Source organism: Candidatus Methanoperedens sp. (assembly GCA_012026795.1).
GTDB lineage: Archaea > Halobacteriota > Methanosarcinia > Methanosarcinales > Methanoperedenaceae > Methanoperedens.
This window is the reverse complement of record VEPM01000009.1, coordinates 60,659-85,483: the sequence shown is the minus strand read 5'-3', so window position 1 is coordinate 85,483 and position 24,825 is coordinate 60,659. Positions and strand designations below refer to the sequence as shown.

Below are 24,825 nucleotides of genomic sequence, written 5' to 3'. Positions count from 1 at the left end.
TTTTCGTGGATAATTACGGGATATTCGATAACAAAACAAGTCCCCTGTCAGTCAGCCTGTAATTACCTTCTTCAATTTTGAGATAATTTCCTTTAATAAAGAAATCTATCTGGAAATTTAACATGGCCTCATCCACCCCGACTTCTTTTTTCAATTCATGCTTTGTTTTCCCGAATATTCCTATTGTTTTTATCATCTTTCGCCTGACAGGATGTTCAAGCGCCTTTACCATGAGGGCGTGGTCATCTACCTTTGCTTCACGCATTGTAGGTTTACGCTCAAGCATTGCTTCCAGGTCGTCATCACTTATTTCCGGCATAATCACTGTATTGTCCTGCTATTATAATAAAACCCTGCTCACAATTGATAACCGCAATCCTTATATAACTTTACACTCATCGTAAACAGGATAGAACTTGAAGAAATGGATATTCGTACTAATCATTCTCTTTGTCCTGCTTTCAGGATGTTTGAGTGCCAGATCAGGCGATATGGCAGGTAATATTTCAAATAAAAAAATTCCGGGGCAGAAACAGATAACGTTACAGGGGTTGACCTTCAACACAGAAGTTGATCCGGCCCTCCTTTTAGCAAAAGCACAGGGAAAGCCGGTATTTGTATATGCAAGGTCGCAATATTGCGGGGCATGCAAACAATTCGAAGCTGAAACCTTCACTAACGAGACCGTGATCGAAAAATTGAATACGGATTTCATACTGGTCTCTATAGATGTGGATAATCAAAAAACAGAAACCAGGAATTTTAAGATACGCGCTACTCCGACTGAAATATTCCTTGATTCAAATGGAACTGAAATAAAAAGAATACTTGGATACAGGACAAATCAAACGTTCCTCGATGAAATAAATAAAATCGTAAAATAAAGGAGGCATGAAAATGAAGCCTGAAAAGAAAATAAATAATGCACAAAAGAACAAAAAGATAACGAAAAAGAAAGGAAATAATAATAATATTATAATAATTGCAGTCGCAGCAATTATTCTCATCGGAGCATTCGTTCTCCTGAGTGGTGGTTCGCAAAAAACAGAACCGGCCCAGAAAATGACTCTTAAGCAGGTGAGGGAATTGATCGATACAGAATACGGAAATAGAGGTGGGGCAGGGACAAACACGCCTCCTGTGAAGGATAATTATCTACCGATATTTGCACCAAGAGCAGCAGGCAAAATGCCGGATTTTGCAGTTACTAATGCTATGACATTGAAAGCATATAAATACGCGACTGAGCATCCTGAGGTGCTTGAGCAGATACCATGCTACTGCGGTTGCGGAGATCATGGAAGCATAGTATCCGAGGGAAAACCTCACAAGTCTGTTAGAGATTGCTTCGTATCAGATAGTGGTGTTTATGATGACCACGCCTCATTCTGTGATGTGTGCATCGGCATAGCAACAAAAGCACAGAGCTACTTACCAACAGGAATTCCTGTTACGGGATTATCAGCCAGCCAGCCTGCCAGCCAGGCTACGCCTGCCCCATCAGTTGATCTGTCAACGCTATCACTGCCAGATAGTTTCAAATCAATCGCCGACGGCCTGAAACTCACACCAGCAGGTGTAAACAGGGCATATTTTGTTAATACCAGGACCCTTGCAGGAACTGGATTGGAAACCCCGATTTTACAGGGGCAGGTTCAGGCGACTGGCTTCTATGGTAAGAAAATAATAGGTATGTATAGCGCTGATTTCAGCACGGATTCATGGATAGAACTTCATGACCTGGGTTATGACAGCAAAAATGATGCATCCATAAAAGCAAAGATCCAGCCTGGAATGAAAAATATTGTAACGACAAGACCGCTAATATACGGACATAGCCAGAATGCGGATAATGCTGCAAAATTAATAAATGACCCGAACAGCATGAGTACTTCATATTCCACCTATAAACCACTGCTTGATGCCGTGGATTACCAGGATGCTGCATATGCGCTTGTGCTCTCTGAAAAGACCGGTTTTTCGGATATGGATTACATGAGTTTAACCCCTGCAGGAGGTAAAGTAGAACTTATCAAGGCATTCAATATCACGGATGCTAAATCCGTTCCAGCAGGTCTTGCCAAATATAATCCCGAAACAAAAGGTAATGTTCTTGTGATCAAAATGACAGATGCCCTTTCGACCATACAGGCCGAAAGCGATAATATTGATGCGGTAGCAAGAACATAAAATGGTTGAAGCCCCCCCTATATTACTGGTATTCCTGGCAGGCATGGCAACAGTTGCAACGCCATGCGTTCTTCCCATCCTGCCTGCGGTTTTATCGGGTTCTGTAGGGAGCAGGCTTCGTCCTCTTGCGATTGTCACCGGAATGACTGTGAGCTTCACACTAATGGGTCTTCTTGTTTTTACAGTCGCATCATTTGGTTTTTTTACAGAATACCTGCGCTGGTTCTCGATATTTGTAATTATAGGAATGGGTGCGGTGCTGTTTGACGATGATATGAATGAAATTTATGTGAAAATATCAAGCTCCATTTTGAATTATTTCCGTGAGCATGTGACTTTTATTGGAAAAATTACCTCAAAAGCCAATCCTGAAGGACTTCTGGGCGGTCTATTCCTGGGAATGTCGCTTGGAATACTATGGATACCATGCGTGGGCCCGATACTGGGTTCAGTATTCTCTGTGGTAGCCGAAAGTTCAGCAGGTTCTGGTAATATTTCTTCTGGTATGATTCTTCTTCTTGCATATTCCCTGGGTGTCAGCATACCAATGCTTGTTATAGCATATTCGGGAAAAAGTATGTCAGGCCGCGTCAAATGGTTTTCAAAGAGAAGCCATTTCTTTAAGAAACTCTCCGGATTGATCCTGATACTTGTGGGATTGATGATGCTATTTGGCATAGATAAATATCTGAAGATACTGTTCCTTCCTTATTCAGTCAATATCGACAATGAAATTTCAAGGCTTTATGGACTATATTTTGGTTAATTATGGTAAATAAAAAAAAGATTGGAAAAAACGAAGATAAAGAAAATCACGAAAGCATAGAAAAATATGACCTGCTTGATGTCTATTATTTCAGGAACATTGTAAAGAACAGGTTTTTTAAGCCGGTTGTCAACTTTTTTTTATTTATTTTCCTTCTAATAATAATCTATTTTGGTCTTTCAAGCGAACCCGATCTGCGTTTCCCTGGGGGAATACCATTCGCCACAACCATGATATGGGATTTGTGGCATCCACTGCTTGCTTTTACCCTGATACTTTTTGGAAGGCTCTGGTGCTTTGCATGTCCAATCGGAGCTGTCGGCGATTGGACGCAGTCTGTTTTCAGCCTTAACAGGAAATATCCTGAAAAATACCGCAATCTCTGGGCAGCAGTAATACTTTTCCTTTTCATTTTCGCAGCAGAGCGGCATCTGTTCATGTTCACAAGAAACCCTCCGAATACTGCATATCTTCTTGTCTTTTTCACCGGGCTTGCTGTGGTTATGGGAGCTATCTACGAAAAAAGAAGCTTTTGCCGCTACATCTGCCCCATCGGGCTTGTTCTGGGTTTATTCTCCATGCTCTCAAGCATAGAACTGCGATGCAAATCAAAGAAAACATGCCAGGATCATGATATCAAGGAATGTGTATTAGGGAACGAATCAGGGAAAGCCTGCCCAGTCGGTGAGTTTCCCCAGACTATGGAAAGGAACAACCAGTGCATCATGTGTATGGAATGCGTCAAATCATGTTCAAAGGGGAATATCAGATTAAGTCCGAGACTTCCGGGAGCGGATCTAATTCATTCAAAGAAGATACATCTTGCTGAAGCATACCTGGTTCACGGGATAATCATAATATTTCTTTTTGTCCTGGGTATGGAACGGTTGCAATTCAGGAATGTGATCATCAGTTTTGTAAAATCAACTCTTCCTGTTGATTCAATAACGTTTCTTGACCTTTACTGGAGAAATATGTGGGCTATAATCATATTCGCCCTGATAACGCTTGGCGCAGCAGGATTGATGTATATTTCCACAAGGGCAACTTCAGGGAAAAAAGCAAAGCAAAAATTTATTGAATTATCCTATGCTTTCATCCCCCTGAGTTTGTCGGTCTATCTTGCTGAAAACACATTCCGCCTCATAAAAGGATTGTTTTATATAGCTGCAAGCATCGGAAGCTTCTTCGGGAGATTATGGGAATTTTCACCCGATTTTGATACGATCAACAGGTTGCAGATACTCCTGCTGGTTTCAGGTTTTATCTTCACCTTATGGGCAGGCTATCTTATCAGCAAAAGGGATTCACTGGATGAAAACGAATTGCAGCAAAGTATGATTGCGATTGGATTTACTGCTGTTGTTTATTTAATCATTGGAGTTAAGATTCTGACTTTACCTATAATCTAAATCAACTTTACATCCGACGTAAAGTATATGGCCAAACAGGATAGATATAACCACAATTCAATATCTGCAAAAAAATGGATAAAACATATATACTTATATTCGATTCAAAACAATAGGAAATAACATATGAGAACCAAAAAATTAGTGTCAATAATTGTATTGGTATTAATATTATTATTTGCGTATTTTAGTTATAATACTGCGCTTAGTAATTTTACTTTAAGCGATAAGAATGCCAGTTATCTGGGAGGAATAAAATTCCATCGTGCAGCATCAGGGCTTGAGGAGAGTTTCCAGATCGCCCAGCAGGAAAATAAACCCATAATGATGTATTTCTGGGCTATATGGTGCCAGTATTGTGCCGGGTTCCAGACAAATACACTGGGGAACCCCCAGGTAAAGAAGATCCTTGAGGAAGACTATATTCTTGTAGCAATGGATCTTGATATCGACAGGGAAGTCGCCCGGCAATACGCGGTGAGCTATCCCCCATATCTTGTTTTCATGGACCCGAAAGGTAATATCCTGCAACGGGTACCAGGTGCTGTTGATGCGGATTATCTACTTCCGATTGTTACGAAGATAAGAGATGACGTAAGGAGATAAAAAAAATGATACCACTCGGTGATATATTACTTTATGCAAGTCTTGCAGTTAGCGTTATTGCACTTGCCGGATTGCTGTTGAAAGATCTGAAAAATATCGAATTATTGAATAAGTTTGTCACGCCTGCAATAATTTTGGTGGCAGGGATTTTAACATTTTCTTATCTTCTCCTTACGTATTATTTTGTAAATGGCAACTTTGAATATGACTATGTCTGGCAATATTCAAGTAGCGACCTTCCCCTTGTATATAAGCTATCAGGTACCTGGGCAGGCCAGCCCGGAACGTACCTCCTGTGGGTATGGGTAGTGTACCTGTCAGCTGCATGGCTTGCCTGGACTACAAAGCATTCAACTGCGCTTGCAAGAAGAACCCAGATTATAACTCTGCTTACCGGGATTTATTTAATCATACTTACTCTCATACAGACACCTTTCAAGCTTATTATCGAGCGGCCTGAAGTCGTTGAAATGATCGCGAAAGGGACTCTGCAACCTGATTTTGTCCCTGAGGTTGGCAATGGCCTTAATGCGCTCCTTGTCAATTTCTGGATGATCGTCCATCCGCCTTTTATGTTCATTGGCTATGCAACTATGACAATACCGTTTGCTGCAGCAATTGTATATCTTCTTACAAAAGAAGATGGCTGGGAGGAACTTGGCAGGCAGTGGACACGATTTACCTGGCTATTGCTTGGTATGGGTATTGCGGTAGGCGGCGTATGGGCATACCTGGTATTGGGCTGGGGCGGGTTCTGGGCATGGGATCCGGTCGAGACAGCTTCATTTATACCCTGGCTTACGCTGACTGGTTTCATGCATGCTGCAGCTCTTCACAGGAAGAATAAAACCACATTTTCAACAGCCGCACCAATACTTGCCATCGTATCATTTATACTGGTGCTTTATGCCGCAATAGTTGTCAGGAGCGGGCTGTTCAATTCAGTTCATGCTTTCGGCGAAACTTCCACGGGTACGCTGCTTATAATATTCATTGTTATAGTTTCGCTGGTCTCCTTAGTTCTGGGTATGCGGCGTTATTTTGAAGAGCCGGATAAAATAATTGAGGACAGCGGATTCTGGAATAAAACAAATATATTCTATGTTACCCTGCTCTTGTTCGTCATCCTGGCATTTATCTCATTATGGGGTATTTCCTTCCCTGCGTTCATCCAGCTTACACAGGGACTCAAAGTAGGTGTTGCCTCAGATACAAAGAATTTCTTCAATGTATGGAGCTATCCTTTCACAATAGTATTGCTGCTTGCTCTCGGGTTCTGTTTGAATTATAATGAGAGGGAAAAGGAAGAGCAGAAAAAGATATTATTCATAGTAATTGGTCTGACGATAGTTACCATGTTCCTTCGGACAGAGACATTTTATGTGCTTGATCATAGCAGTCCCTTCTGGGCAAGGGAGCCTCCCTTTTATAAACTGATAGGTAATATTTCTGTAATATCTATTTTCCCATCCCTGATATACGCCACATGGTCAACGATCCAGCGTCTCATAACTTATCTCAGGATCGAAAGCATCAAACCCAAAATAAAAGGGATTGGCATAGCTATCGTTCATTTTGGCGTAGTATTTATCCTGTTAGGTGCAATCTTAAGTTCAAATTTTACCCAGACCATTGACAGGATCAATATACCTCTTGCCACGAAAGGAGAATTGGTCCCTGTCGGACATGGCTATGGTATAAAAATAATTGATTTTTCAACACGCAACCTTGCTGAAACTAAGAATGTCCCGGCAGGAGCAGTAAGTATATCGGAAATATACGGAAGTCCTGAAAATTATGTAAGTAATAATGTAAAAATCAGCGGAAAAGTCACAGATGTAGCAAATGTTCAGTCTCCGCCTCCTGTTGTTTATACGACCTATATGAAAATAAATGATGGAACATACACAGATGGCCTCTGGGCCGCAACACAGTCGGATGAACCTTTGAACATCCAGGAAGGATTGGAACTTACTATGGAAGGCTTCCTGATGACAGGTTTCAAGAGTAATTCTACAGGTTCGCCCTGTACAGCAGTAACTCCCTGCGATCTCATTGTTTTCTCAAGCCCTGAACAGATCACAGGTGGGGCAACAGCTGCAGGCAAATATAATGTCCAGAGCGTCCGGCTTGAAGTTTACCAGGATAACAGGAAAATCGGAAGTGGAGTTGCAGAATACCTTCAATCAGACGGCGGAAGCGGGACATTCCCGCTTGTTGACAGCAGCATAACAGGAACCGACGTATATGTTATATTCCAGGGTCTTGGCGGCGGAACTGTACCACTCACTTTGAAAATAATTCCTGCTGTGAATTTTGCATGGATAGGCGTTGTACTTTTTGCATTAGGAATAATCCTGATAATGGCAGTGAAAACAAAATCAAAAGACGGATAAGTTTGGCTGGATAAGGATATTTCACTTAAAACCTTTGTTGCATGTCGTTACTTTTATATACTCAGGTTATAATGATAAGGTAACGGACTGATATCAACAATGATTATAGTCAGTGAAGACGAAGATGATAGCGACTCTAATCCGTTTAATTTTTTAGGGCAACCAGTACACGACAGCGTACTTAATGTTAACCATGACTACCGTTATTTAAGAATGGGATATTATGTATCTGCGCATGCTGAAACCTTTGGAGTAGAGGTCACACCGAATTGTACCGAAATAATGGATGCATACAGGAACCCGCTTTTGATGGAAAAAGCGAAAAGAAATGGCCTTCGCACCAGTAATTACAGGCTTGTAACATATCTCAGGAGTGAAATTGACGCCCCGGTAGTAATGTTTGCCGTAAATCCTTTTACCAATAACTCAATGAAAGTGGTAGATTCAGGCTCAAAACTTCCCGGAATGATAAAGAGAATGAGTATGGGTGCAAGATTTCCTGTCTCGTTACATCCTCTTACAGGAGAAGTGGTGGAAATAATACAGATGTTCGGGGAATCAACCAGCGAGGAAACATCAGAATTTGCAAAAAAATTTTATGATGTATTCAATATCCCTATTTGTAAACTGGTTGTTCAGATAGACGATGGTGGTGTCATACTGAACCATTGCGAACCTGCAACAAAAAAAGAAGTGAAGTGGGATATTGTTCATGATAAAGTGCACGAGATAATCGGCGAAAGAACGATTGGAAGCCGATAAAAATTGATGCTACAGCATGAGAAGAGTATGGTATGAAAATAGCATGTTTTGTCGAAGGTTATAACTTTACTGATAAATCCGAACGCAGCGCCCTGAATAAATTCAAGTCCACCGCAGAATCGATGGGGCATGCATTTGAATTTATCTATAAAGACGATATTTCGAAAATCGCAGATTATGATGCCCTTTTCATCAGGGCGACCACTGATCCTGGTAATTCGGCGTACATCGTTTCAAGACTTGCCGAACAATCAGGATTGAAGGTCATCGATGACCCTCACTCTATCAGGACATGTTCGAACAAAGCAATACTCCATGACCTTTTCCAGAAAAATAATATACCTTCGCCAAAGTCCATTTTGTTTCAAGGCGATTATTCAAGGGAAAATCTTGATCTGATTTTCAAGACTCTTGGATTGCCAGTGATAATTAAAACACCATATACGCGTTTTTCATCCCATGTTGAAAAAGCCAGGGATGAAGCCGAGTTCATTAAAATCTCAAAACATTTACTGATAAAAGCTAAAGTTCTTGTACTCCAGGAATACATCCAGTCGGATTTTGACTGGCGTGTCGGGATACTCAGGAATGAAGTGATTTATTTATGCAAGTATTGCATGCCAAAAGGAGGCTGGAAGGTAAAATCAAAGATAAATGGGAGAAATGTGTGGGGAGATACTATTCCAATATCAAGGGATTCTATTTCACCGGAACTGAAGGAAATATCCATAACCCTGTCAAAATGTGTGGGCAATGGTCTTTATGGTCTTGACGTAAAAGAAACAAATGATGGATATAAGGTCATCGAGATAAACGATAATCCAAGCATATATGATGGATATGAGGATGTAGTGGACAAGGATATTTACGAAAAGATAATAAACGCACTGGTATAATAATTCCAAAATAACATGTTTATTTCCTCTTTTTTTTAAATATTCCATACTTATATCCTATTAATATTAATGCTGTGGCAGCCACAGCAGGAGCAGCATAGGTATATGCTGGAGTCAGAATCAAGGTCGAAGTGCTTTCTGGAGTAATGGCCGGAACAGAACCTCTCCAGATGTTAATTACTTTTTCTTCTGCGGTTGAACCCGGATAATTTCCGGAATCCGGCCACAGAAGAGTAACATTATTCCCACTTGCCAATAATCCTTCTCTAAATATTATGGCTTTGTAACTCTTCTGTTTTGCATAGGATAACTCCGAGAAAAACTGCTGGTTATAACAATCAGGACTACCATATCCTCCAGCAGGCAGTTTTATGCATGTTGGTTTATTTATAAGTCCACTGGACGATACATAAATCCACGCACCAACATCTATATTTGTAAAACGGGATTTCCAGGTATTTAACAAATTCTCGTACATGGTTTTTGCTTCACTGTCTGATAGGGTCTGATCAGATGTAGGCAATTGAAACTCGAAGGCGTTAAAAAGAGGAACATTGAGAGGATTTTTTCCATTTATGTAAGAAACATCAAGACCACCCGTTGATATGCCAGAATAACTATTGCTTGGATAATTGAATCCAAAATAGAAATTATCATATGATGATTGAGTTACTTTATATTGTCGAACAAGTTGATACATCTCAGTAAACCATTTGTTATTGAAAGCTAATCTGGTTGGACTATCCTGGCCATTTGGTTCTTCAATTTGAATACCATCCAGCTCAGGGTATGTTATTAGCATCCATTCTAAGTCTGACATGAATGCGATTTTGGCTTGTGGTTCGGTTTCAAATAGATTTTTCGACTTGGCATCTGATGCATATTTCTTCGGGTCAAAAACAAAGATAAACTTCATCCCAAGCTCATGTGACCTATCGATTGCTATTTTAAGATAGTCCGTTCCTCCATAATTACGGATCTGGTCTATAGAACGTGCATCCAGTCCATAGATTATGGCATCTGCGCCTTGTTTTTTCGAGTCGTTGATGCATCCCTGGATATATACCTTATCTGTAAAAGCACATCCGATTCCTTGTTTATAATGGTCGATTTTTGCAGCCTGTGTTGCCGGCATTGCCGGTATTAATAGTATTAATAACGCAAATATCACTACTATTATGCCATTTTTAAGTTTCATAATTTTCTTATAAGATGCAGCGCATCATCGCCATTCGTATAGTAATTGTATAGCTTTTTATCAACAATAAAACCCTTTGACTGATATAGATTCCGGGCGATCCGGTTATTGACCCCTACCTCAAGCGTGATTTTTTTATATCCTTTTTCTTTTAATATTTCAAAGGCAGTATCCATGAGCAACTTTGCTATCCCCTTGCGCCTGTGTTCTGGATGCACATTAAAAGAATATATCCTTGCATTTAAAATATGTTCTCTTAACAGGATTATAATCGATCCGATAATATTGCCATCAATTTCTGCGACCAATATTATCGATCTGGCTTTCTGCAGCAGGTATTTTAATTGCCTTCTATGAAATGTCTCTTCCTTGAAACATATATTTTCAAGATTCAAAAGGGCAGCAAGATCTTCCTTTGTTGCTAAACGGATATGTGCCTTCAAGGAACCGTCACGCGTGCCCTCACGCATTCCTGGACCTGTTTTACCACTTCAGGATAATCACCGAAGATGAAACCAAGGTCCACCGTACCCACTACATCAACTACCCCGATGGCAGCAATGCCATAGCCTTCTTTATTTCTAATCGGTACCACAATAACAGGAATCCCGGCGTATTTGCCGCTTGTGGGAATTGTACGCAATGTCTTGTTTTCTTTCAGGACTGCTTCAAGTACGGGACCTGAATAATTATTATCAAGAATCTTTCCTTTTTCGATCCTGACCCCTTTTTTATTCAGGCTTCTCATAGTAACCGGAAGCCCCAGAAGTTCATGTATTGCCAGTGCAAAGTGAGCAATATCTTCTGCACCTGAATCTGCTGATATCTGGATATTAGTATATTTCATATTTCATGTCACTCCCTTGATTTATAATCGGATCATCTTGCAACAAGGACGCTACATTGCGCATTCCTTACAACGTTTTCGGCTACGCTTCCCAGAAGTACTCTCTTTAATCCTTTTTTCCCTTCAGAGCCCATCACGATAGTATGGACGTTGAGGCTTTTTGCCACATTAAGAATCGTGTCAGCCGGACTTCCGAGTTTTAATATTTTTTGGACTTCTATGCCCATCTTTTTTCCATCTTCGGCCACTTCTTCCAGTACTTTTTCACCGAATTTTATCAATTCTGCCTGTTCAGATGTGGACGGGACATTCACCACATACAGGGCCGCCATTCGAATATTATATGATTTTGTGATTTTTAAAGCCGCTATCTCCGCTTTTTTTGCCGAATCTGAACCATCGGTCGCCAGAAGAACTTCAACTTTTACCATAAATGATTTTTTAGGCGTTAAACAATATTAAAGCTTACAGTACCATAAGGTTTTAATTGCTTCATCGCCTTACTAACCACTCATTACCTTGGAGATTATTTTATGCTAAAAGAAGCCGGGCAATATGATGCTAAATCACTTGAACAGAAAATCCATAAATTATGGGATGAAATTGATGCCTATTCCCGGGTGAGAGAACAAAGGATAGACGGGAAGAAATTCTTTTTCGTTGACGGCCCGCCTTATACTACAGGACGCATACATCTCGGGACTGCCTGGAATAAAATTATAAAGGACTCGATACTGCGTTATAAATCCATGAACGGTTTCCATGTTCTTGACCGGGCAGGATGGGATATGCATGGTCTTCCCATAGAAGTAAAAGTCGAAGGGGTTCTTGGATTCAAATCAAAAAAGGATATTGAAAAATACGGTGTGGAGAATTTCGTGGCAAAATGCAAGGAATTCGCGCTTTCACATCGTGATGAAATGACTCTCCAGTTCCAGAACCTGGGTGTCTGGCTTAACTGGAAAGACCCATACATGACGCTGCGCGATGAATATATTGAAGCTGCCTGGTGGACTCTTAAGAAAGCGCATGAAAAGAACCTTCTTGAAAGAGGTTTAAGGGTCGTAAACTGGTGTCCCAGGTGTGAAACTGCCATAGCTGACTCCGAGGTTGAATACTCGGATGTTTCAGACCCTTCGGTCTATATCAAGTTCCCTGTTGCCAGTGAGGAGAATACCTTCATAGTAATATGGACAACAACCCCCTGGACTATTCCTGCCAATATCGCTGTGGCGGTTCATCCTTCGTTTGAGTACGTAAAAGTAAGAGCGACCAGGAACGAAAAGGAAGAGATCCTGATAATGGCAAAAGAACTTCTGAAAAATGTCCTGAAACAGGGAAGATACCAGAAATCTGAGGTTCTTGAAACTATTCTGGGTGAAGATCTTAAGATCGAATATAAAGCTCCTCTTGGGCATAAAGTGCCAAAACAGAACACGTTCCCCCATAATGTTTATATGGCTGACTTTGTTACTGCTGAAAACACAGGTTGCGTCCACATCGCGCCGGGTCACGGTATTGACGACTTTGAACTTGGAATGAAACACAAGCTCCCCATTTTTTGTCCTGTCGGGCCTGATGGAAAATATACTGAGGAAGCGGGCGAATATAAAGGGATGCATGTCAGGGAAGCTAATAAAGTAGTTCTTGATGACCTTTCTGAAAAAGATCTCCTGCTTGCAAGCGGAAAAATCTTGCACAGGTATGGTCATTGCTGGAGATGCAAGACCCCGATAATATATCTTGCCACAGAGCAGTGGTTCCTGAGAGTTACTGACCTGAAGGAAAAAATGCTTGATGAGATAAAGAAAGTAAAATGGTACCCTGATTGGGCAGGTTCAGCCCGTTTTGCCGACTGGGTAAAAGGGTCGCGCGACTGGTGCATCTCCCGCCAGAGATACTGGGGTATCCCGATCCCGGTATGGATATGCGATTTTTGCGGCGAGACAGAAGTAATGGGGACCATGGAAGAGTTAAAGAGCAGGTCGGGTGTGAAAAATCTCACGGATCTCCACCGGCCCTATGTAGACAATATCCATATCAAGTGCAGTAAATGCGAAAAGAGAATGACCCGCGTTCCTGACGTATTTGATGTATGGTTTGATTCAGCAGTGGCATCATGGGCAACATTGAATTTCCCGCGCGATGAGAAAACGTATAAGGAATGGTGGCCTGCCGATTTTATTACCGAGGGCCATGACCAGACCCGCGGCTGGTTCTATTCCCAGATGGGAGCAAGCATGGTCTCATTCGGGAAAGCTCCTTATAAAAGCGTCCTGATGCATGGTTTTACCCTGGACACGGAAGGAAAGAAGATGTCAAAGAGCCTTGGCAATGTGGTTTCTCCTGATGATGTTATTAACAAATATGGGGCAGAATCTCTTCGCTTGTACGTGCTTTCGCAAAATGCGCCCTGGGATGACCTGAAATTCATATGGGAAGAAGTCGGAACTATTAACAGGATGCTCAACATCCTGTGGAATGTTTATCGGTTCCCGCTGCCCTATATGATCCTTGATAATTTCAATCCCGTGGACGTTAAAGAGCGTCTTGCCGCGCTGCCGCTCAGGGTTGAGGACAGGTGGATCCTTTCAAGAGTACAGAGCCTGATCAAGAAGATTGAAACTGCAATGTCAGAGTACAATCTTCATAAAGCCACGCGGCCAATATCGGAATTCATTCTTGAAGACCTCTCGCGCTGGTATATCCAGCTTATAAGGCCAAGGACATGGACTGAAGCGAATGATCCTGACAAACTTGCAGCATATTATACTTTATACGAAGTTCTTGTCACCCTGACAAAAGTGCTGGCTCCGTTTGCACCTCATATATCTGAGGAAATGTATGGGAACCTCGTGCGAAATATCCATCCTGATGCGCCTGAAAGCGTTCACATGTGCGATTGGCAGGGGCCGGATGAGAAATTTATTGATATTGAACTTGAAAAGAGGATGGATATCATAAGGGAGATAGTGGAAGCATCCTCGAATGCACGGCAGAAACTCAAACGCAAATTGAGATGGCCTGTTAAAAGAATTGTAGTAGCGCCAAAGAATGAAATCGTAAATGAAGCTGTTCTGGGCCTTGAAACCGTACTGAAAGAACAGACAAATGCCAAGGAGATCGTCTTATTGAAGACCGGTGAAACTTTCAATGAGCTTGGCGTTGAAGTCCTTCCCAATCATGCAGTTCTTGGTCCTGCTTTTAAGAAAGACGCAGGAAAAGTCATTGCCGAACTAAAAACAGCAGATGGCAGGGCAATAAAAAGATCCATTGTGGGAACCGGAAGTTTCGAATTGAAGGCCGGGACCATCACCGCCGAGATGGTTACTTTTAAGGATTTGATCCCGCCTGCCATTGCAGCAGCGGGATTCTCAGCAGGCGACGTATATGTGGACACCGAACTTACCCGGGAAATTGAATCCGAAGGTTATTCACGCGAAGTCATTCGCAGGATTCAGGATATGCGAAAGGAGCTTGATCTTGCAGTAGAAGAAGAAATAAGGGCAGCAGTGGAGATCAAGGATGAAAGGGTTGCTATACTTGTTCTTGAAATGAAAGATTTCATAGCTGGTGAGGTACGTGCAAAATCACTGGCGATAGGCCCTGAGGTTGATGTAGAGGGTGAGCTTGTGAAGGACTGGGATGTAGAGGATGTTAAGATGAGGGTGGGGATAGGGAGGAGGAAGTAGGGGAATGATGACTGATATTGTGATAGACCTCAAAAATAGATTCTCGGTAATTTCCAACAGGCTCGAACTTCTAAAACTGGAGGGAGAAATCAAGGAGTTTATGAAATCTGACGCTTTCAAGATTCTATCAGATAAGAAAATGGAGGCACTTGATGACCTTCTTATTGATGTGATTAACAAAAAGGAGTATCTTCAAACTGGTTTAGACCCCTGGAGGATGAAACGGTGGTTAAATGATACTAAATGGAGAAATCACGAATAACTTCAACTTCGCCATTCTGACCAGGCGGCACAGGGAACAGCTTTGCGCCATTCTACCGCACAGCTATGCCTCGACTGTATTGTCGATATAAAAATATTTATACCAAATTACCATAATGGTATAATATGGAAATTGTGAGCATCGACAAGGCTGGCAGGATCGTTATTCCGGGTATCCTTAGAAAGAAGCTAAAGCTGAATGAGAGTTTTAAACTGCTCATAGCAGATGTTAAGAATGACCTCCTGATTATAAAAAAGGTAAATATCGAAGAACTGGCGGAGCAGCTTGAGAAAGACTTTAAGAAAATTAACGTCGATGCAGTAGTCGGCAAGGTGCGTAGTGACATCAAAGAAAAAATTAGGAAAAAACATCCGTCGATTTTTGGTTGACACAAATTTGTTTATCGCAGCCATCAAAAATCCCAAAAAAGAAACTAACTCACTGAGGCTACTTTTGGAATTGATTGATGGTAAGTACAGAGAACATCAGGCTTGAAAACTACTCTTCTTCGTATTTGAATAACTCTTCTATTGTCACATTAAATAATTTTGCCAGTTTGAAGGCAAGACTTAAAGATGGGTCATATTTTTTTAGTTCAATGGCATTTATCGTCTGCCTGGTAACACCCACTTTTTTTGCAAGATCATCTTGAGTCATATCATGAATTGCCCTTTGTACTTTAAGAGTATTTCTCATGCGCTATCGCCTACATCCTGCTTTTGTAATATGCAAAGAGGAACTGCTGGCATATCATCATGATAGCAGCGAGATATCCAAACATGCTGCCTGCACCTTCGGATGTCAACGGTCTTATAAAAGGATAGTAGTAGTTGATAAAAAATAGCGATCCAAACCTTAAAGCAAACATTCTAAAGGTTGCGTCACCTGCCTTTAGCCATATCATCTGTATTCTTTCATCTGCCAATTATGTGTTTTTTCGTAATAATTTTCTGTCAAGTTATATCATCTTTATGTAATGTATATTGTACATTAAGTATATATATTTAATCTTTTTGTCTATAAGGTACTGTTAAATCTACAGATATTTGACGAAAAAAGCTATTTTAAGATGCCAGCAACCCAGAACAGTTGCTTAAGAAATAATTCCAGATTCACACAATTTTCACAAATCCATTTATAAACTCATTAAAAGATAACAGGAACTTAAGAATCAATAAAAAATTCAACAATTAATGAGGTAGTGAGTTTTGAAACATGCGTTAAAACTGTTTGCAATAATAGTGTTAGTTTTCTTGATAGGGTTTTTTCTTGAGGAAACCATTGATTCTTCAGAATCGGATAACATAAAATCACTGGAAGAACCCCTGGAGATAATTTCTGAGTTATTTTCCGTATTTGTGGCAATCTCTGTTTTTGGCATAACGTGGTATGCATATAATAAAAGCCAGGATAATCATTCTCTTTTACTTGGCGCTACTTTTCTTATTACCGGGATCTTAATCCTGTTTCATCTACTTTCCTATCCTTTTATGCCTGATTTCATCAATCCCAATTCATCCCATAAAGCAGGGATTTTCTTTATTGAATCCCGACTCATCCTGGCCATTTTACTTCTTTTTAGTGCATATATATATGATCATTCACTTCCTGGATTGATTAACAAAAATATAATGATCTTGTTTATAATAGCAATATTATCAATCTTAGCGGCACCTGTTTTCTTTCATGAGGATTTAATCTTAGCGGCACCTGTTTTCTTTCATGAGGATTTAATCTTTGCAGCATATAAACTTGATAGTTATTCCACTATAACTATATTATTATCCGTAATTACAATTATTACTTTAGTCACTTGCTATCTTTATATAAAAAGAGCTAGAGAAACAAATCAGAAAAATTTTCTAAATTTAACAAATGGTTCTATCATAATACTTTTCAGTAATCTGGTTTACTTTGATTATGAATTCTCAGGGCATTTTCTAATAATTACCGGATTTTTTTATTTTTATCTTGACTTATATAAATCATCTGTAGAACTACCATACGAAAAACTGGCTATGGCAGAAGAAAAAGCCAAAACAGAGAGTATTATTGCTGCACTTGGAGATGCGATCAGTATCCAGGATACTGATTTTAAGGTGTTATACCAGAATAAGATACATCAGGATGTTACAGGAGACCAAAAGGGCAAATATTGTTACAGGGAATATGAACACAAAGGTCACATTTGTGAGGGTTGCCCGGTGAATATGACATTTATGGATGGTAAAATCCATATTGAAGAAAGGTCTGTGATCAAGGATGGACAGAAATTATTTTATGAAATAACATCCTCCCCCTTAAAGGATTCAACAGATAATATTATTGCAGGTATTGAAATTGCAAGGGACATCACAAAGCGCAAGCAGACAGAAGAAGCATTAAACAAAAGCCGCAACCTGCTGGATACTATAAAAAACGTCCAGGATAATTTTATTGTTGATTCAGATATAAAAATTACACTTAATGACATTTTAAGCAATGTTCTTTCATTGACCCAAAGTGAATACGGTTTCATCGGTGAGATCCTCTATACTGCAAAAGATGATCCATTTTTAAAAATCCATGCATTCACAAACATTGCATGGAATAAAGAGAATCAAGATTTCTATGAAAAGAATGCTCCGCAAGGAATTGAGTTCTATGATCTTAAAACGCTATTCGGTTCAGTAATAACAGATGGAAAACCGGTAATTGCCAATGACCTTTCAACAGATTCCAGGCGAGGAGGTCTACCTGAAGGGCATCCACAGATTTATAAATTCTTAGGTATACCGTTTTATCATGGAGGGAAACTTAATGGCATGATTGGTGTTGCTAATTGCCCTGAGGATTATAATGAAGATATTATAGAGTATCTGAAGCCTTTTTTGACTACATGTGCAAATATTATAGAAGCTTACAGGATCGATCAACGCCGCAAGCTGGCAGAAAAACAAATTGAAGTCTCCCTGAAAGAAAAAGAAACACTTCTTAAAGAAATCCATCATCGCGTCAAGAACAACATGCAAATTGTTTCCAGTCTTCTTGAACATCAAACCCATTATATCAAAGATAAAAATGTGATCGATATTTTTACAGAAAGCCAGAACAGGATAGCATCGATGTCTCTTGTCCATGAAAAACTCTATCAATCCAGAGATCTGGCAAAAATAGACTTCAAAGATTATATAAATGATCTGACGGCTAACCTTTTTCAGTCTTATAATTCCAATTCTGGAAAAATAACATTGGATATGAACATTGAAAATATTCAAATGGATATTGATTTTGCCATTCCTTGCGGACTGATAATCAATGAACTGGTCACAAATTCTTTAAAATATGCATTTCCAGAAGATATAAAAGGCGAAATCGGGATAGTATTACATAAAACGGATAAAGAAATGTTCGAACTTGTGATCGGAGATAATGGCATTGGTCTGCCGAAAGATCTGGATTTTAGAAAAACCGAATCATTGGGTTTACACCTTGTCACTATACTGACAGAAAACCAGCTACATGGTGAAATCAACCTGATTCGAAATCATGGAACAGAATTTCAAATTAAGTTCAGAGGGACATCATAATACATGGTAATATGGATGGGGAGACCGCATCACAAATGCATTCCCTTTAATTGAAATCATCATCCGTGGGGAGTTAATTATTTATAGTACATTATCATCATTACGATTATTATATAATTGAATGGAATTCCATGCTCATGATTATGTCAATTAACAGAAACATCGCAGGCGATAGAAAATAGAGGTAGAAACTTTGAAAAAAAAAGTAACCCTGTTACTGGCTGGCATGATTTTGATAACAATATTTTCTGGCTGCATGACAACTGGAAGTTCCACAAAAGATGTCAAAGCCGATGAAGCGTCCACAAAAACTTTTGAAGGTAAAAAAATTCTTTACATAGATTCCTATAATACAGGTTATGAATGGAGCGATGGTGAGACAAAAGGTATTGAGAACATACTTAATAATACAGGCATTGAACTTAAAATCTTCAGGATGGATACCAAGAGAAACGATTCTGAAGATTTCGGGAAACAGGAAGGGATAAAAGCAAAATCTGTTATTGAAGATTTTCAGCCTGACGTTGTTATTACTTGCGATGATCCTGCTTTCAAATATGTGATAATGCCTTATTACAGGGATGCAGCCCTGCCTGTTGTTTTCTGTGGTATAAACTGGGATGTTTCTATTTATGGTGCACCATACGAAAATACTGCCGGAATGATAGAAGTAAGTCTAACCCCGCAGCTAATCTCTTATTTGAAGGAATATTCAAAGGGTGATAGGATCGGGTTTATTGCAGGAAATACTACTACTGACCGGAAGAATGCAGAATATTATACGAAATTATATAATATTAATTTCACCAGGAAATATCATGTTACGACGTTTGAAGAATGGAAAAGGGATTTCCTGAAGCTTCAGGAAGAAGTTGATATCGTTATACTTGAAAATAACGCCGGGATAACAGACTGGGACAATAATGAAGCTCAGGCCTTTGTTCTGGAAAATACAAAAATCCCTGCTGGTGCAACTCTGGACTGGATGCCACCCTATTCGTTAATAGGTATGACAAAAATAGCTGAGGAACAGGGAGAATGGTCAGCAATGGCAGCTTTGCGTATTCTTAACGGTACCCGCCCATCGGATATCCCGATAGTTACAAACAAGAAAGGCAGACTTTATCTGAACCTGAAGATTGCAGAAAAGTTAGGTGTAATTATCAATCCGGAGATACTTAAAAACGCTGAAATTATTCACTAATTCGAAAAACATGTCTAAAAAAATACTCAAATTATCTATTGGAAATAAAATTTTACTTGGTTTCTCAATTTTTATTGGTATTTATCTGGGTATGACACTGATAAGTTATCAGGAAATGGAGGAAATAAGTATCCTTGCAGACCGGGCAGTGCCATTAAATTCCCAGATCAATTCACTGCAAGAATTCTCTATTTCCATGGAAACCCTGGAAAGGGACCTGGACAGGTATTTTGTAATTAATGATGAAGATAGTCAGGACAAGGCCAATAAAGATTTCCAGAAAATGAATTTAATTATTGAGTCTTTAAAAAAAAATTCCAGTAATAATAATTCAATAAATAGTTTTCAGGATATGAAAATGATATTGAATGAAATTAACATGAATTTTAACAATATAGTGGCCTTAAAAAATAATCCTGCAAATTCAAGAGAAATCAATGAAAGAAGAATTATAATTTATCAACTGATAGATAAAAACAGAAAGAAGAATAGCGAACTGTTGTTAAAAACTACGAATGATAAAGAGGATAATTTTCATGAACAGCAGAGGCTTATTTATGAAAGTATTAAAATATTTTTAATTCTTAACGTCTTTATCCTGATGCTTGGAATATTCCTCTCTTACTTTACTTTAAGATCCATTTCCCGGCCAATAGACAAACTAAAGGACGCCACCAATGAAATCGGTAAGGGGCGCTTAAATGTAAATATCCCGATCCAATCGAATGATGAAGTAGGGCAACTGGCCTCTGCCCTCAATAAAATGGCCAAAGAGCTGCAAAAAACAACTGTTTCAAACGAATATGTGGAGAATATTATCAGAAGCATGTTCGACTCACTGGTAGTCGCCACGACTGATGGTAATATCAAGACAGTGAATAAAGCCGTATGTGAATTGCTGGGATATGGATCAGAAGAGCTTGTGGGACAGCCTGTTGATAAGCTATTTTCTCATGAAAATACGCAATCCAGCAGTCCATGGCTGGATGAATTATTCAAAAAAGGTATCATTAATTTAGAAGAAACCTGCCTTGCAAAAGATGGAAGAAAAATACCCGTATTATTATCGATATCAAGCATGCGCGGAAATGAAGGAAACATACTTGGGATCGTATATGTAGCTAAGGATATTACTGATCGTAAGCAGATGGAGGATACACTGCGTCGCAAGGAAGAACTTTTCCGCTCATTCATCGAAAACGCCCTGGATACTATTACAATTCTTAATAGAGATGGAACAATAGGCTACCAGAGTCCCTCTGTCGAACGGGTGCTCGGATATAAAGCTGAAGAGTTGATTGGCAAAATAGCATTTGAATTCATACACCCGGAAGATTTGCATCGTTCCATGAGCTCTTTTAATCAAGTAATTGGAAATCCGGGTTCTGCCCAGTCAATTGAGTTTCGTTTCAAACATAAAGACGGTTCATGGCGCGTTCTTGAAGCAGTAGGCAAAACGATGGATGATAAGGCCGGATTAATCAATACTAATGTCCAGGTCATAATTAATTCCCGCGACATAACAGACCGTAAGCATATGGAGGAGGCACTGCAAATAAGTGAAAAGAAATACTCAACACTTGTGGAAAAAGGAAATGATGGAATTGTTATTATCCAGAATGGTTTTCTGGAATTTATAAATTCAAAGATGTCTGAAATCGCGGGATACCCCATAAAGGAGGTAATTGGAAAATCATTCATTAACTTCGTATCTGCGGAATTTAAAGAAGTAGTAATTAACAACTATAAAAAGAGATTAGCAGGAGAGGAAATCCCGAATAGATATGAAATAGCAATCATTTCAAAAGAAGGCAAAAATATACCTGTTGAAATAAATGCTTCTTTGATTGATTATAAAGGTAAACGGGCGGAGATGGCGATAATCAGGGACATAACCGACCGTAAGCATGCGGAAGAGGCGCTAAGGGAATCTGAAGAAAAATATCGTGTTTTGATGAACGATGCCAGTGATGCGATTATATTGGTAGATACCAGAGAAAACATTGTAGATGCGAATAAAAAGGCTGAGCAACTTACAGGCTACAATAAAAATGAGCTTTTAACAATGAAAATCTTTCAGCTTCATCCGGAAGAGGAGCGTGAAAGAATCAGGGTTTCATTTAAAGAAGGAATACAAAAAGAGCCAGCGGTTTTAAATGATCTGCCGATACTGAGAAAAGACGGCAAGATGGTCCCGGTAGATATAACCGGAAATAATGTTGTATTTGCGGGTAAGCAAATGGGATTGGTAGTATTCAGGGATATCACTGAGCGCAAGCTTGCTGAGGATAAGATTAAGACATCCCTCCAGGAAAAAGAAACGCTTCTGAAAGAAATCCACCATCGTGTCAAGAACAATTTGCAGATTGTTTCCAGTCTTCTGGATCATCAGACCCAGTATATTAAAGATAAAAATGTGATCGATATTTTTACAGAAAGCCAGAACAGGATCTCGTCGATGTCTCTTATCCATGAAAAACTTTACCGGTCAAAAGACCTGGCAAAAATCGACTTCAATGATTACATCAACGATCTGGTGGCTAACCTTTTCCAGTCTTATAATTCCAATTCGGGAAATATGAAGCTCAACATGAATATCCAGAACGTTCGACTGGATATTGATTTTGCTATTCCGTGCGGATTGATAATCAATGAACTGGTCACTAATTCCTTGAAATACGCTTTTCCAGAGGGAAGAAAAGGTGAAATCAAGATCGCTTTTTTCGAAACTGGTGAAAATATGCTTGAACTTGTGATCGGGGATAATGGCATTGGCATATCTAAAGATCTGGATTTTAGAAAAACCGAATCATTAGGTTTACATCTGGTCACGATACTGGCAGAAAACCAGCTTCATGGCGAGATATATTTAAATCGAAATCACGGAACAGAATTTCATATTAAATTCAATAATAAACATTGATCATATCGCATACTTTACAGCCTCTTCAATAGTCCTGACCTCCATCACTTCTATCCCTATATCCCCTGCCTCTCCCTTTTGACCGGGCGGCACAAGGAACAGCTTTACGCCATTCTCACGCGCAGCAATGCCTTTTGCCCTTGGCGCACCGATCTGTCCTATTGAATGGTCTTCTCTTATCGTTCCTGTCATAAGCACATCTTCTCGCGGCTGTATTCCCTTCATTGCCGCAATGGCTGCTATTGTAATAGCTCCGCCTGCGCTGCCCCCTGAAATACTCAACTTCCCATCCTGGATGGGTGCTTTGATATTTATAAGGATATCTTTATCGGTAAGGCTTGTCCTTGTCGCTTCCCGGGCTACTTTTATTGCGGTCTGGGCGGATGATTGCATTGATTCATCAACAAGAATATTGGCGACGTCAAGAAACAACTTTCCATTACCATCTTTAATTATGACTTCAAGAGGTATCACATGCCCGATATCATTATCATCGACACCAAGCACTGCGTAGTCACTTTTGGTGACCATCGTAAGATTTACGATCTCTCCTTCCAGCTTCTGGCGTGTTTGAGTTTCGTTCCTCAGGAGCATTTCTGTCCTGGATAGATCTTCCTTCAGGTCTGAGATGTTAGATTCAAGTTGTGAAATTTGTTGTTTTTGCGATGTTACCTCAACGGATAAAGCTGCGATAGATGTATCTTTTTGTTTTATTTCTTCAAGACTTACGAATAAAAACACAGATGATCCGATCAATAATATTGAGAGGATGAAAATAATTATTTTGTATGTTCTGCTGTTTTCTGGCATAAGTCAATTAAATATATCTGTTATTCAACTATTATTTTCCCATGAGGCATGGCCGGATGATTGGAGGAATTATATTCAAAAATCCCGGTTTTATTGAACGTATGGTTCCACGAATCATTTTTATTAAGAACTGGCGATTGTACATTATCCACATTCACTATATACGAAGCGCTATCAGCATTCGTCCATTTTATTGTCGTCCCGTTTACAATTTTTAATTCAAGAGGATTGAACATGCTTCCTTTTATTTTAACATAAACTGTCCGCGGTTCAGGAACTGGAAATCCCGGAGTTGGAGTGACGGCTGGTGTTTTTATTACTGTCTGGTTCGCACCGGTCATGAGGTCGGCATTATCATCAATACAACCCGATATGGCAATGATCAATAACGTAAGGATACATCGTTTATCCATTGCTATGATCATAGTGGTCATCCATATTCAACTTATCGAAAAACCTGAGATTCACATCTCCAATGACACCGCATTCCATTGCATATTTAAAAAAGAGCTTGAGGCTTTCCACAGTCTCTTCATCGAAATCATAATTCAACGTGTGAAGATATTCCCGCATGAAATTGCAATCGATATTTTTCTGCCGCCCTATCTGGCTGGCTATTCCGTTAATATTTTTATACCCGAAATCCTTTGATCTGAGGAGGATATCATGGACATATTTTACTTTTCCAGGGTATTTTCGTGCAAAATCTCCCCTCACTACCCAGAGTGCATAGACCATTTTCTTCCCTGTAAGTTTTTTCCACTCATTCCCCAGGTCAGCGATTATACGGTATTTTCCAATAGCATGAATGGCGCTATCGCCGATCAAAAGAGCAGCATCCCCCTGTTTTAGCATCTTTTCAATATCAGTCCCATTGCATTGCCTGATTTTTACATTTACTCCCTTTAACCACAAAATAATTTTAACAAGAGTAGCCGAACTGGCAGTAGTTTCAGGTATGCACAATGTTTTTCCTTCAAAACCGGATATTTCAATTTCCCCATTTGAGCATATCAGGACGCTCTTTGTAAAGTCGTTTGAAGTAATGGAAAGTCCAGGTAATATAAGAAGGTCATCCTGTTTTGCATACATGATCGATGATATCGGGCTTATATCAAGCTCACCGGCATCCAGTCTTCGTGCAAGTTCAACAGGATGCGCTTCGATAATGTCAATATCATCTGTTCTTATCTTTCCGTGTTCTATTGCGTAATAGGGAAAATCACAATTAGCAAAGGCAATTTTACCAAGATGAACCATATTTGTCATATTCAGAATAGCAGTGTACGCTT

24 protein-coding genes are annotated in these 24,825 nt (G+C 39.7%); 14 read left to right on the top strand and 10 right to left on the bottom strand.

Translation table 11 applies throughout. The annotated features are described in order from the left end of the window. Positions 1-13: 13 nt before the first annotated feature. Positions 14-319, bottom strand: a complete 306-nt coding sequence (locus tag FIB07_04770) for a hypothetical protein (protein ID NJD52161.1) — start codon at positions 317-319, stop codon at positions 14-16. A 97-nt stretch (positions 320-416) separates the two neighbouring features. Here FIB07_04770 and FIB07_04765 point away from each other — a divergent pair, with 97 nt between their 5' ends. The 8 genes from FIB07_04765 (at position 417) to FIB07_04730 (ending at position 9,028) form a co-directional block, all read left to right on the top strand. Continuing rightward, the gene (locus tag FIB07_04765; protein NJD52160.1) at positions 417-884 is read left to right on the top strand and encodes a DUF255 domain-containing protein; all 468 of its coding nucleotides are present in this window, start codon (positions 417-419) and stop codon (positions 882-884) included. Positions 885-1,062: 178 nt separating this feature from the next. Beyond that, the gene (locus tag FIB07_04760) at positions 1,063-2,190 is read left to right on the top strand and encodes a hypothetical protein (GenBank protein ID NJD52159.1); all 1,128 of its coding nucleotides are present in this window, start codon (positions 1,063-1,065) and stop codon (positions 2,188-2,190) included. Position 2,191: 1 nt separating this feature from the next. Further along, positions 2,192-2,956: a cytochrome c biogenesis protein CcdA gene (locus FIB07_04755; GenBank protein NJD52158.1), complete on the top strand. Its 765-nt coding sequence runs from the start codon at positions 2,192-2,194 to the stop codon at positions 2,954-2,956. Positions 2,957-2,958: 2 nt separating this feature from the next. Then, positions 2,959-4,368, top strand: coding sequence for a 4Fe-4S binding protein (locus FIB07_04750; GenBank protein NJD52157.1), 1,410 nt, complete (start codon positions 2,959-2,961; stop codon positions 4,366-4,368). A gap of 126 nt (positions 4,369-4,494) precedes the next feature. Then, positions 4,495-4,974 carry a thioredoxin family protein gene (locus FIB07_04745; GenBank protein NJD52156.1) on the top strand — a complete coding sequence of 160 codons (480 nt, stop codon included), beginning with the start codon at positions 4,495-4,497 and terminating at the stop codon, positions 4,972-4,974. 5 nt (positions 4,975-4,979) lie between these two features. After that, complete coding sequence (locus FIB07_04740) at positions 4,980-7,370, top strand: hypothetical protein (GenBank protein NJD52155.1); 2,391 nt, start codon at positions 4,980-4,982, stop codon at positions 7,368-7,370. A 99-nt stretch (positions 7,371-7,469) separates the two neighbouring features. After that, positions 7,470-8,132, top strand: a complete 663-nt coding sequence (locus FIB07_04735; protein ID NJD52154.1) for a hypothetical protein — start codon at positions 7,470-7,472, stop codon at positions 8,130-8,132. A 32-nt stretch (positions 8,133-8,164) separates the two neighbouring features. Next, complete coding sequence (locus FIB07_04730; protein NJD52153.1) at positions 8,165-9,028, top strand: RimK family alpha-L-glutamate ligase; 864 nt, start codon at positions 8,165-8,167, stop codon at positions 9,026-9,028. Between the two features lie 19 nt (positions 9,029-9,047). On the opposite strand, the gene FIB07_04725 is transcribed toward FIB07_04730, so the two are convergent. From FIB07_04725 to FIB07_04710, 4 genes are read right to left on the bottom strand one after another with little or no spacing between them, the layout of a single operon-like run. Then, a complete protein-coding gene (locus FIB07_04725; protein ID NJD52152.1) occupies positions 9,048-10,226 on the bottom strand; it encodes a hypothetical protein in 1,179 nt (392 codons plus the stop codon). Beyond that, positions 10,223-10,696, bottom strand: coding sequence for a GNAT family N-acetyltransferase (locus tag FIB07_04720; protein NJD52151.1), 474 nt, complete (start codon positions 10,694-10,696; stop codon positions 10,223-10,225). Before FIB07_04720 ends, FIB07_04725 begins: the two co-directional genes overlap by 4 nt. Next, positions 10,666-11,073 (bottom strand): DUF2111 domain-containing protein, encoded by a 408-nt coding sequence (locus tag FIB07_04715; protein ID NJD52150.1) that lies wholly within the window; start codon positions 11,071-11,073, stop codon positions 10,666-10,668. Before FIB07_04715 ends, FIB07_04720 begins: the two co-directional genes overlap by 31 nt. A gap of 32 nt (positions 11,074-11,105) precedes the next feature. Beyond that, the gene (locus FIB07_04710) at positions 11,106-11,504 is read right to left on the bottom strand and encodes a universal stress protein (protein NJD52149.1); all 399 of its coding nucleotides are present in this window, start codon (positions 11,502-11,504) and stop codon (positions 11,106-11,108) included. Between the two features lie 102 nt (positions 11,505-11,606). Here FIB07_04710 and FIB07_04705 point away from each other — a divergent pair, with 102 nt between their 5' ends. The 3 genes from FIB07_04705 to FIB07_04695 all read left to right on the top strand — a co-directional run bounded on the left by FIB07_04705 (position 11,607) and on the right by FIB07_04695 (position 15,416). Further along, entirely contained in the window at positions 11,607-14,765 is a 3,159-nt protein-coding gene (locus FIB07_04705) for an isoleucine--tRNA ligase (GenBank protein ID NJD52148.1), read from the top strand. Between the two features lie 4 nt (positions 14,766-14,769). Beyond that, entirely contained in the window at positions 14,770-15,027 is a 258-nt protein-coding gene (locus tag FIB07_04700) for a hypothetical protein (GenBank protein NJD52147.1), read from the top strand. A gap of 125 nt (positions 15,028-15,152) precedes the next feature. Beyond that, the gene (locus FIB07_04695) at positions 15,153-15,416 is read left to right on the top strand and encodes a hypothetical protein (protein ID NJD52146.1); all 264 of its coding nucleotides are present in this window, start codon (positions 15,153-15,155) and stop codon (positions 15,414-15,416) included. Between the two features lie 109 nt (positions 15,417-15,525). Here FIB07_04695 and FIB07_04690 read toward each other — a convergent pair whose 3' ends face one another. Next, complete coding sequence (locus tag FIB07_04690; protein ID NJD52145.1) at positions 15,526-15,723, bottom strand: helix-turn-helix transcriptional regulator; 198 nt, start codon at positions 15,721-15,723, stop codon at positions 15,526-15,528. 10 nt (positions 15,724-15,733) lie between these two features. Continuing rightward, positions 15,734-15,952: a hypothetical protein gene (locus FIB07_04685; GenBank protein NJD52144.1), complete on the bottom strand. Its 219-nt coding sequence runs from the start codon at positions 15,950-15,952 to the stop codon at positions 15,734-15,736. Positions 15,953-16,235: 283 nt separating this feature from the next. Between FIB07_04685 and FIB07_04680 the strand changes: the two genes are divergently transcribed. The 3 genes from FIB07_04680 to FIB07_04670 all read left to right on the top strand — a co-directional run bounded on the left by FIB07_04680 (position 16,236) and on the right by FIB07_04670 (position 22,723). Continuing rightward, positions 16,236-18,596 (top strand): PAS domain S-box protein, encoded by a 2,361-nt coding sequence (locus FIB07_04680; GenBank protein NJD52143.1) that lies wholly within the window; start codon positions 16,236-16,238, stop codon positions 18,594-18,596. A 193-nt stretch (positions 18,597-18,789) separates the two neighbouring features. Further along, on the top strand, positions 18,790-19,800 hold the full coding sequence (locus tag FIB07_04675; GenBank protein ID NJD52142.1) for an ABC transporter substrate-binding protein: 1,011 nt from the start codon (positions 18,790-18,792) through the stop codon (positions 19,798-19,800). Positions 19,801-19,810: 10 nt separating this feature from the next. After that, a complete protein-coding gene (locus tag FIB07_04670; GenBank protein ID NJD52141.1) occupies positions 19,811-22,723 on the top strand; it encodes a PAS domain S-box protein in 2,913 nt (970 codons plus the stop codon). On the opposite strand, the gene FIB07_04665 is transcribed toward FIB07_04670, so the two are convergent. The 3 genes from FIB07_04665 to FIB07_04655 are packed head-to-tail and all read right to left on the bottom strand — an operon-like array spanning position 22,724 to position 24,802. Continuing rightward, entirely contained in the window at positions 22,724-23,533 is an 810-nt protein-coding gene (locus tag FIB07_04665) for a hypothetical protein (protein ID NJD52140.1), read from the bottom strand. 20 nt (positions 23,534-23,553) lie between these two features. Then, entirely contained in the window at positions 23,554-23,958 is a 405-nt protein-coding gene (locus FIB07_04660; protein ID NJD52139.1) for a hypothetical protein, read from the bottom strand. After that, complete coding sequence (locus FIB07_04655) at positions 23,939-24,802, bottom strand: menaquinone biosynthesis protein (GenBank protein ID NJD52138.1); 864 nt, start codon at positions 24,800-24,802, stop codon at positions 23,939-23,941. The genes FIB07_04660 and FIB07_04655 overlap by 20 nt, the downstream gene beginning before the upstream one ends. Positions 24,803-24,825 lie beyond the last annotated feature (23 nt).

Coding starts and splice junctions, on each gene's coding strand:
- FIB07_04735 (NJD52154.1), top strand. CDS start 7,470: ATGATTATAGTCAGTGAAGACGAAGATGATAGCGACTCTAATCCGTTT.
- FIB07_04725 (NJD52152.1), bottom strand. CDS start 10,226: ATGAAACTTAAAAATGGCATAATAGTAGTGATATTTGCGTTATTAATA.
- FIB07_04710 (NJD52149.1), bottom strand. CDS start 11,504: ATGGTAAAAGTTGAAGTTCTTCTGGCGACCGATGGTTCAGATTCGGCA.
- FIB07_04715 (NJD52150.1), bottom strand. CDS start 11,073: ATGAAATATACTAATATCCAGATATCAGCAGATTCAGGTGCAGAAGAT.
- FIB07_04770 (NJD52161.1), bottom strand. CDS start 319: ATGCCGGAAATAAGTGATGACGACCTGGAAGCAATGCTTGAGCGTAAA.
- FIB07_04740 (NJD52155.1), top strand. CDS start 4,980: ATGATACCACTCGGTGATATATTACTTTATGCAAGTCTTGCAGTTAGC.
- FIB07_04655 (NJD52138.1), bottom strand. CDS start 24,802: ATGACAAATATGGTTCATCTTGGTAAAATTGCCTTTGCTAATTGTGAT.
- FIB07_04705 (NJD52148.1), top strand. CDS start 11,607: ATGCTAAAAGAAGCCGGGCAATATGATGCTAAATCACTTGAACAGAAA.
- FIB07_04750 (NJD52157.1), top strand. CDS start 2,959: ATGGTAAATAAAAAAAAGATTGGAAAAAACGAAGATAAAGAAAATCAC.
- FIB07_04670 (NJD52141.1), top strand. CDS start 19,811: ATGTCTAAAAAAATACTCAAATTATCTATTGGAAATAAAATTTTACTT.
- FIB07_04695 (NJD52146.1), top strand. CDS start 15,153: ATGGAAATTGTGAGCATCGACAAGGCTGGCAGGATCGTTATTCCGGGT.
- FIB07_04660 (NJD52139.1), bottom strand. CDS start 23,958: ATGATCATAGCAATGGATAAACGATGTATCCTTACGTTATTGATCATT.
- FIB07_04760 (NJD52159.1), top strand. CDS start 1,063: ATGACTCTTAAGCAGGTGAGGGAATTGATCGATACAGAATACGGAAAT.
- FIB07_04700 (NJD52147.1), top strand. CDS start 14,770: ATGATGACTGATATTGTGATAGACCTCAAAAATAGATTCTCGGTAATT.
- FIB07_04745 (NJD52156.1), top strand. CDS start 4,495: ATGAGAACCAAAAAATTAGTGTCAATAATTGTATTGGTATTAATATTA.
- FIB07_04720 (NJD52151.1), bottom strand. CDS start 10,696: ATGCGTGAGGGCACGCGTGACGGTTCCTTGAAGGCACATATCCGTTTA.
- FIB07_04690 (NJD52145.1), bottom strand. CDS start 15,723: ATGAGAAATACTCTTAAAGTACAAAGGGCAATTCATGATATGACTCAA.
- FIB07_04755 (NJD52158.1), top strand. CDS start 2,192: ATGGTTGAAGCCCCCCCTATATTACTGGTATTCCTGGCAGGCATGGCA.
- FIB07_04665 (NJD52140.1), bottom strand. CDS start 23,533: ATGCCAGAAAACAGCAGAACATACAAAATAATTATTTTCATCCTCTCA.
- FIB07_04730 (NJD52153.1), top strand. CDS start 8,165: ATGAAAATAGCATGTTTTGTCGAAGGTTATAACTTTACTGATAAATCC.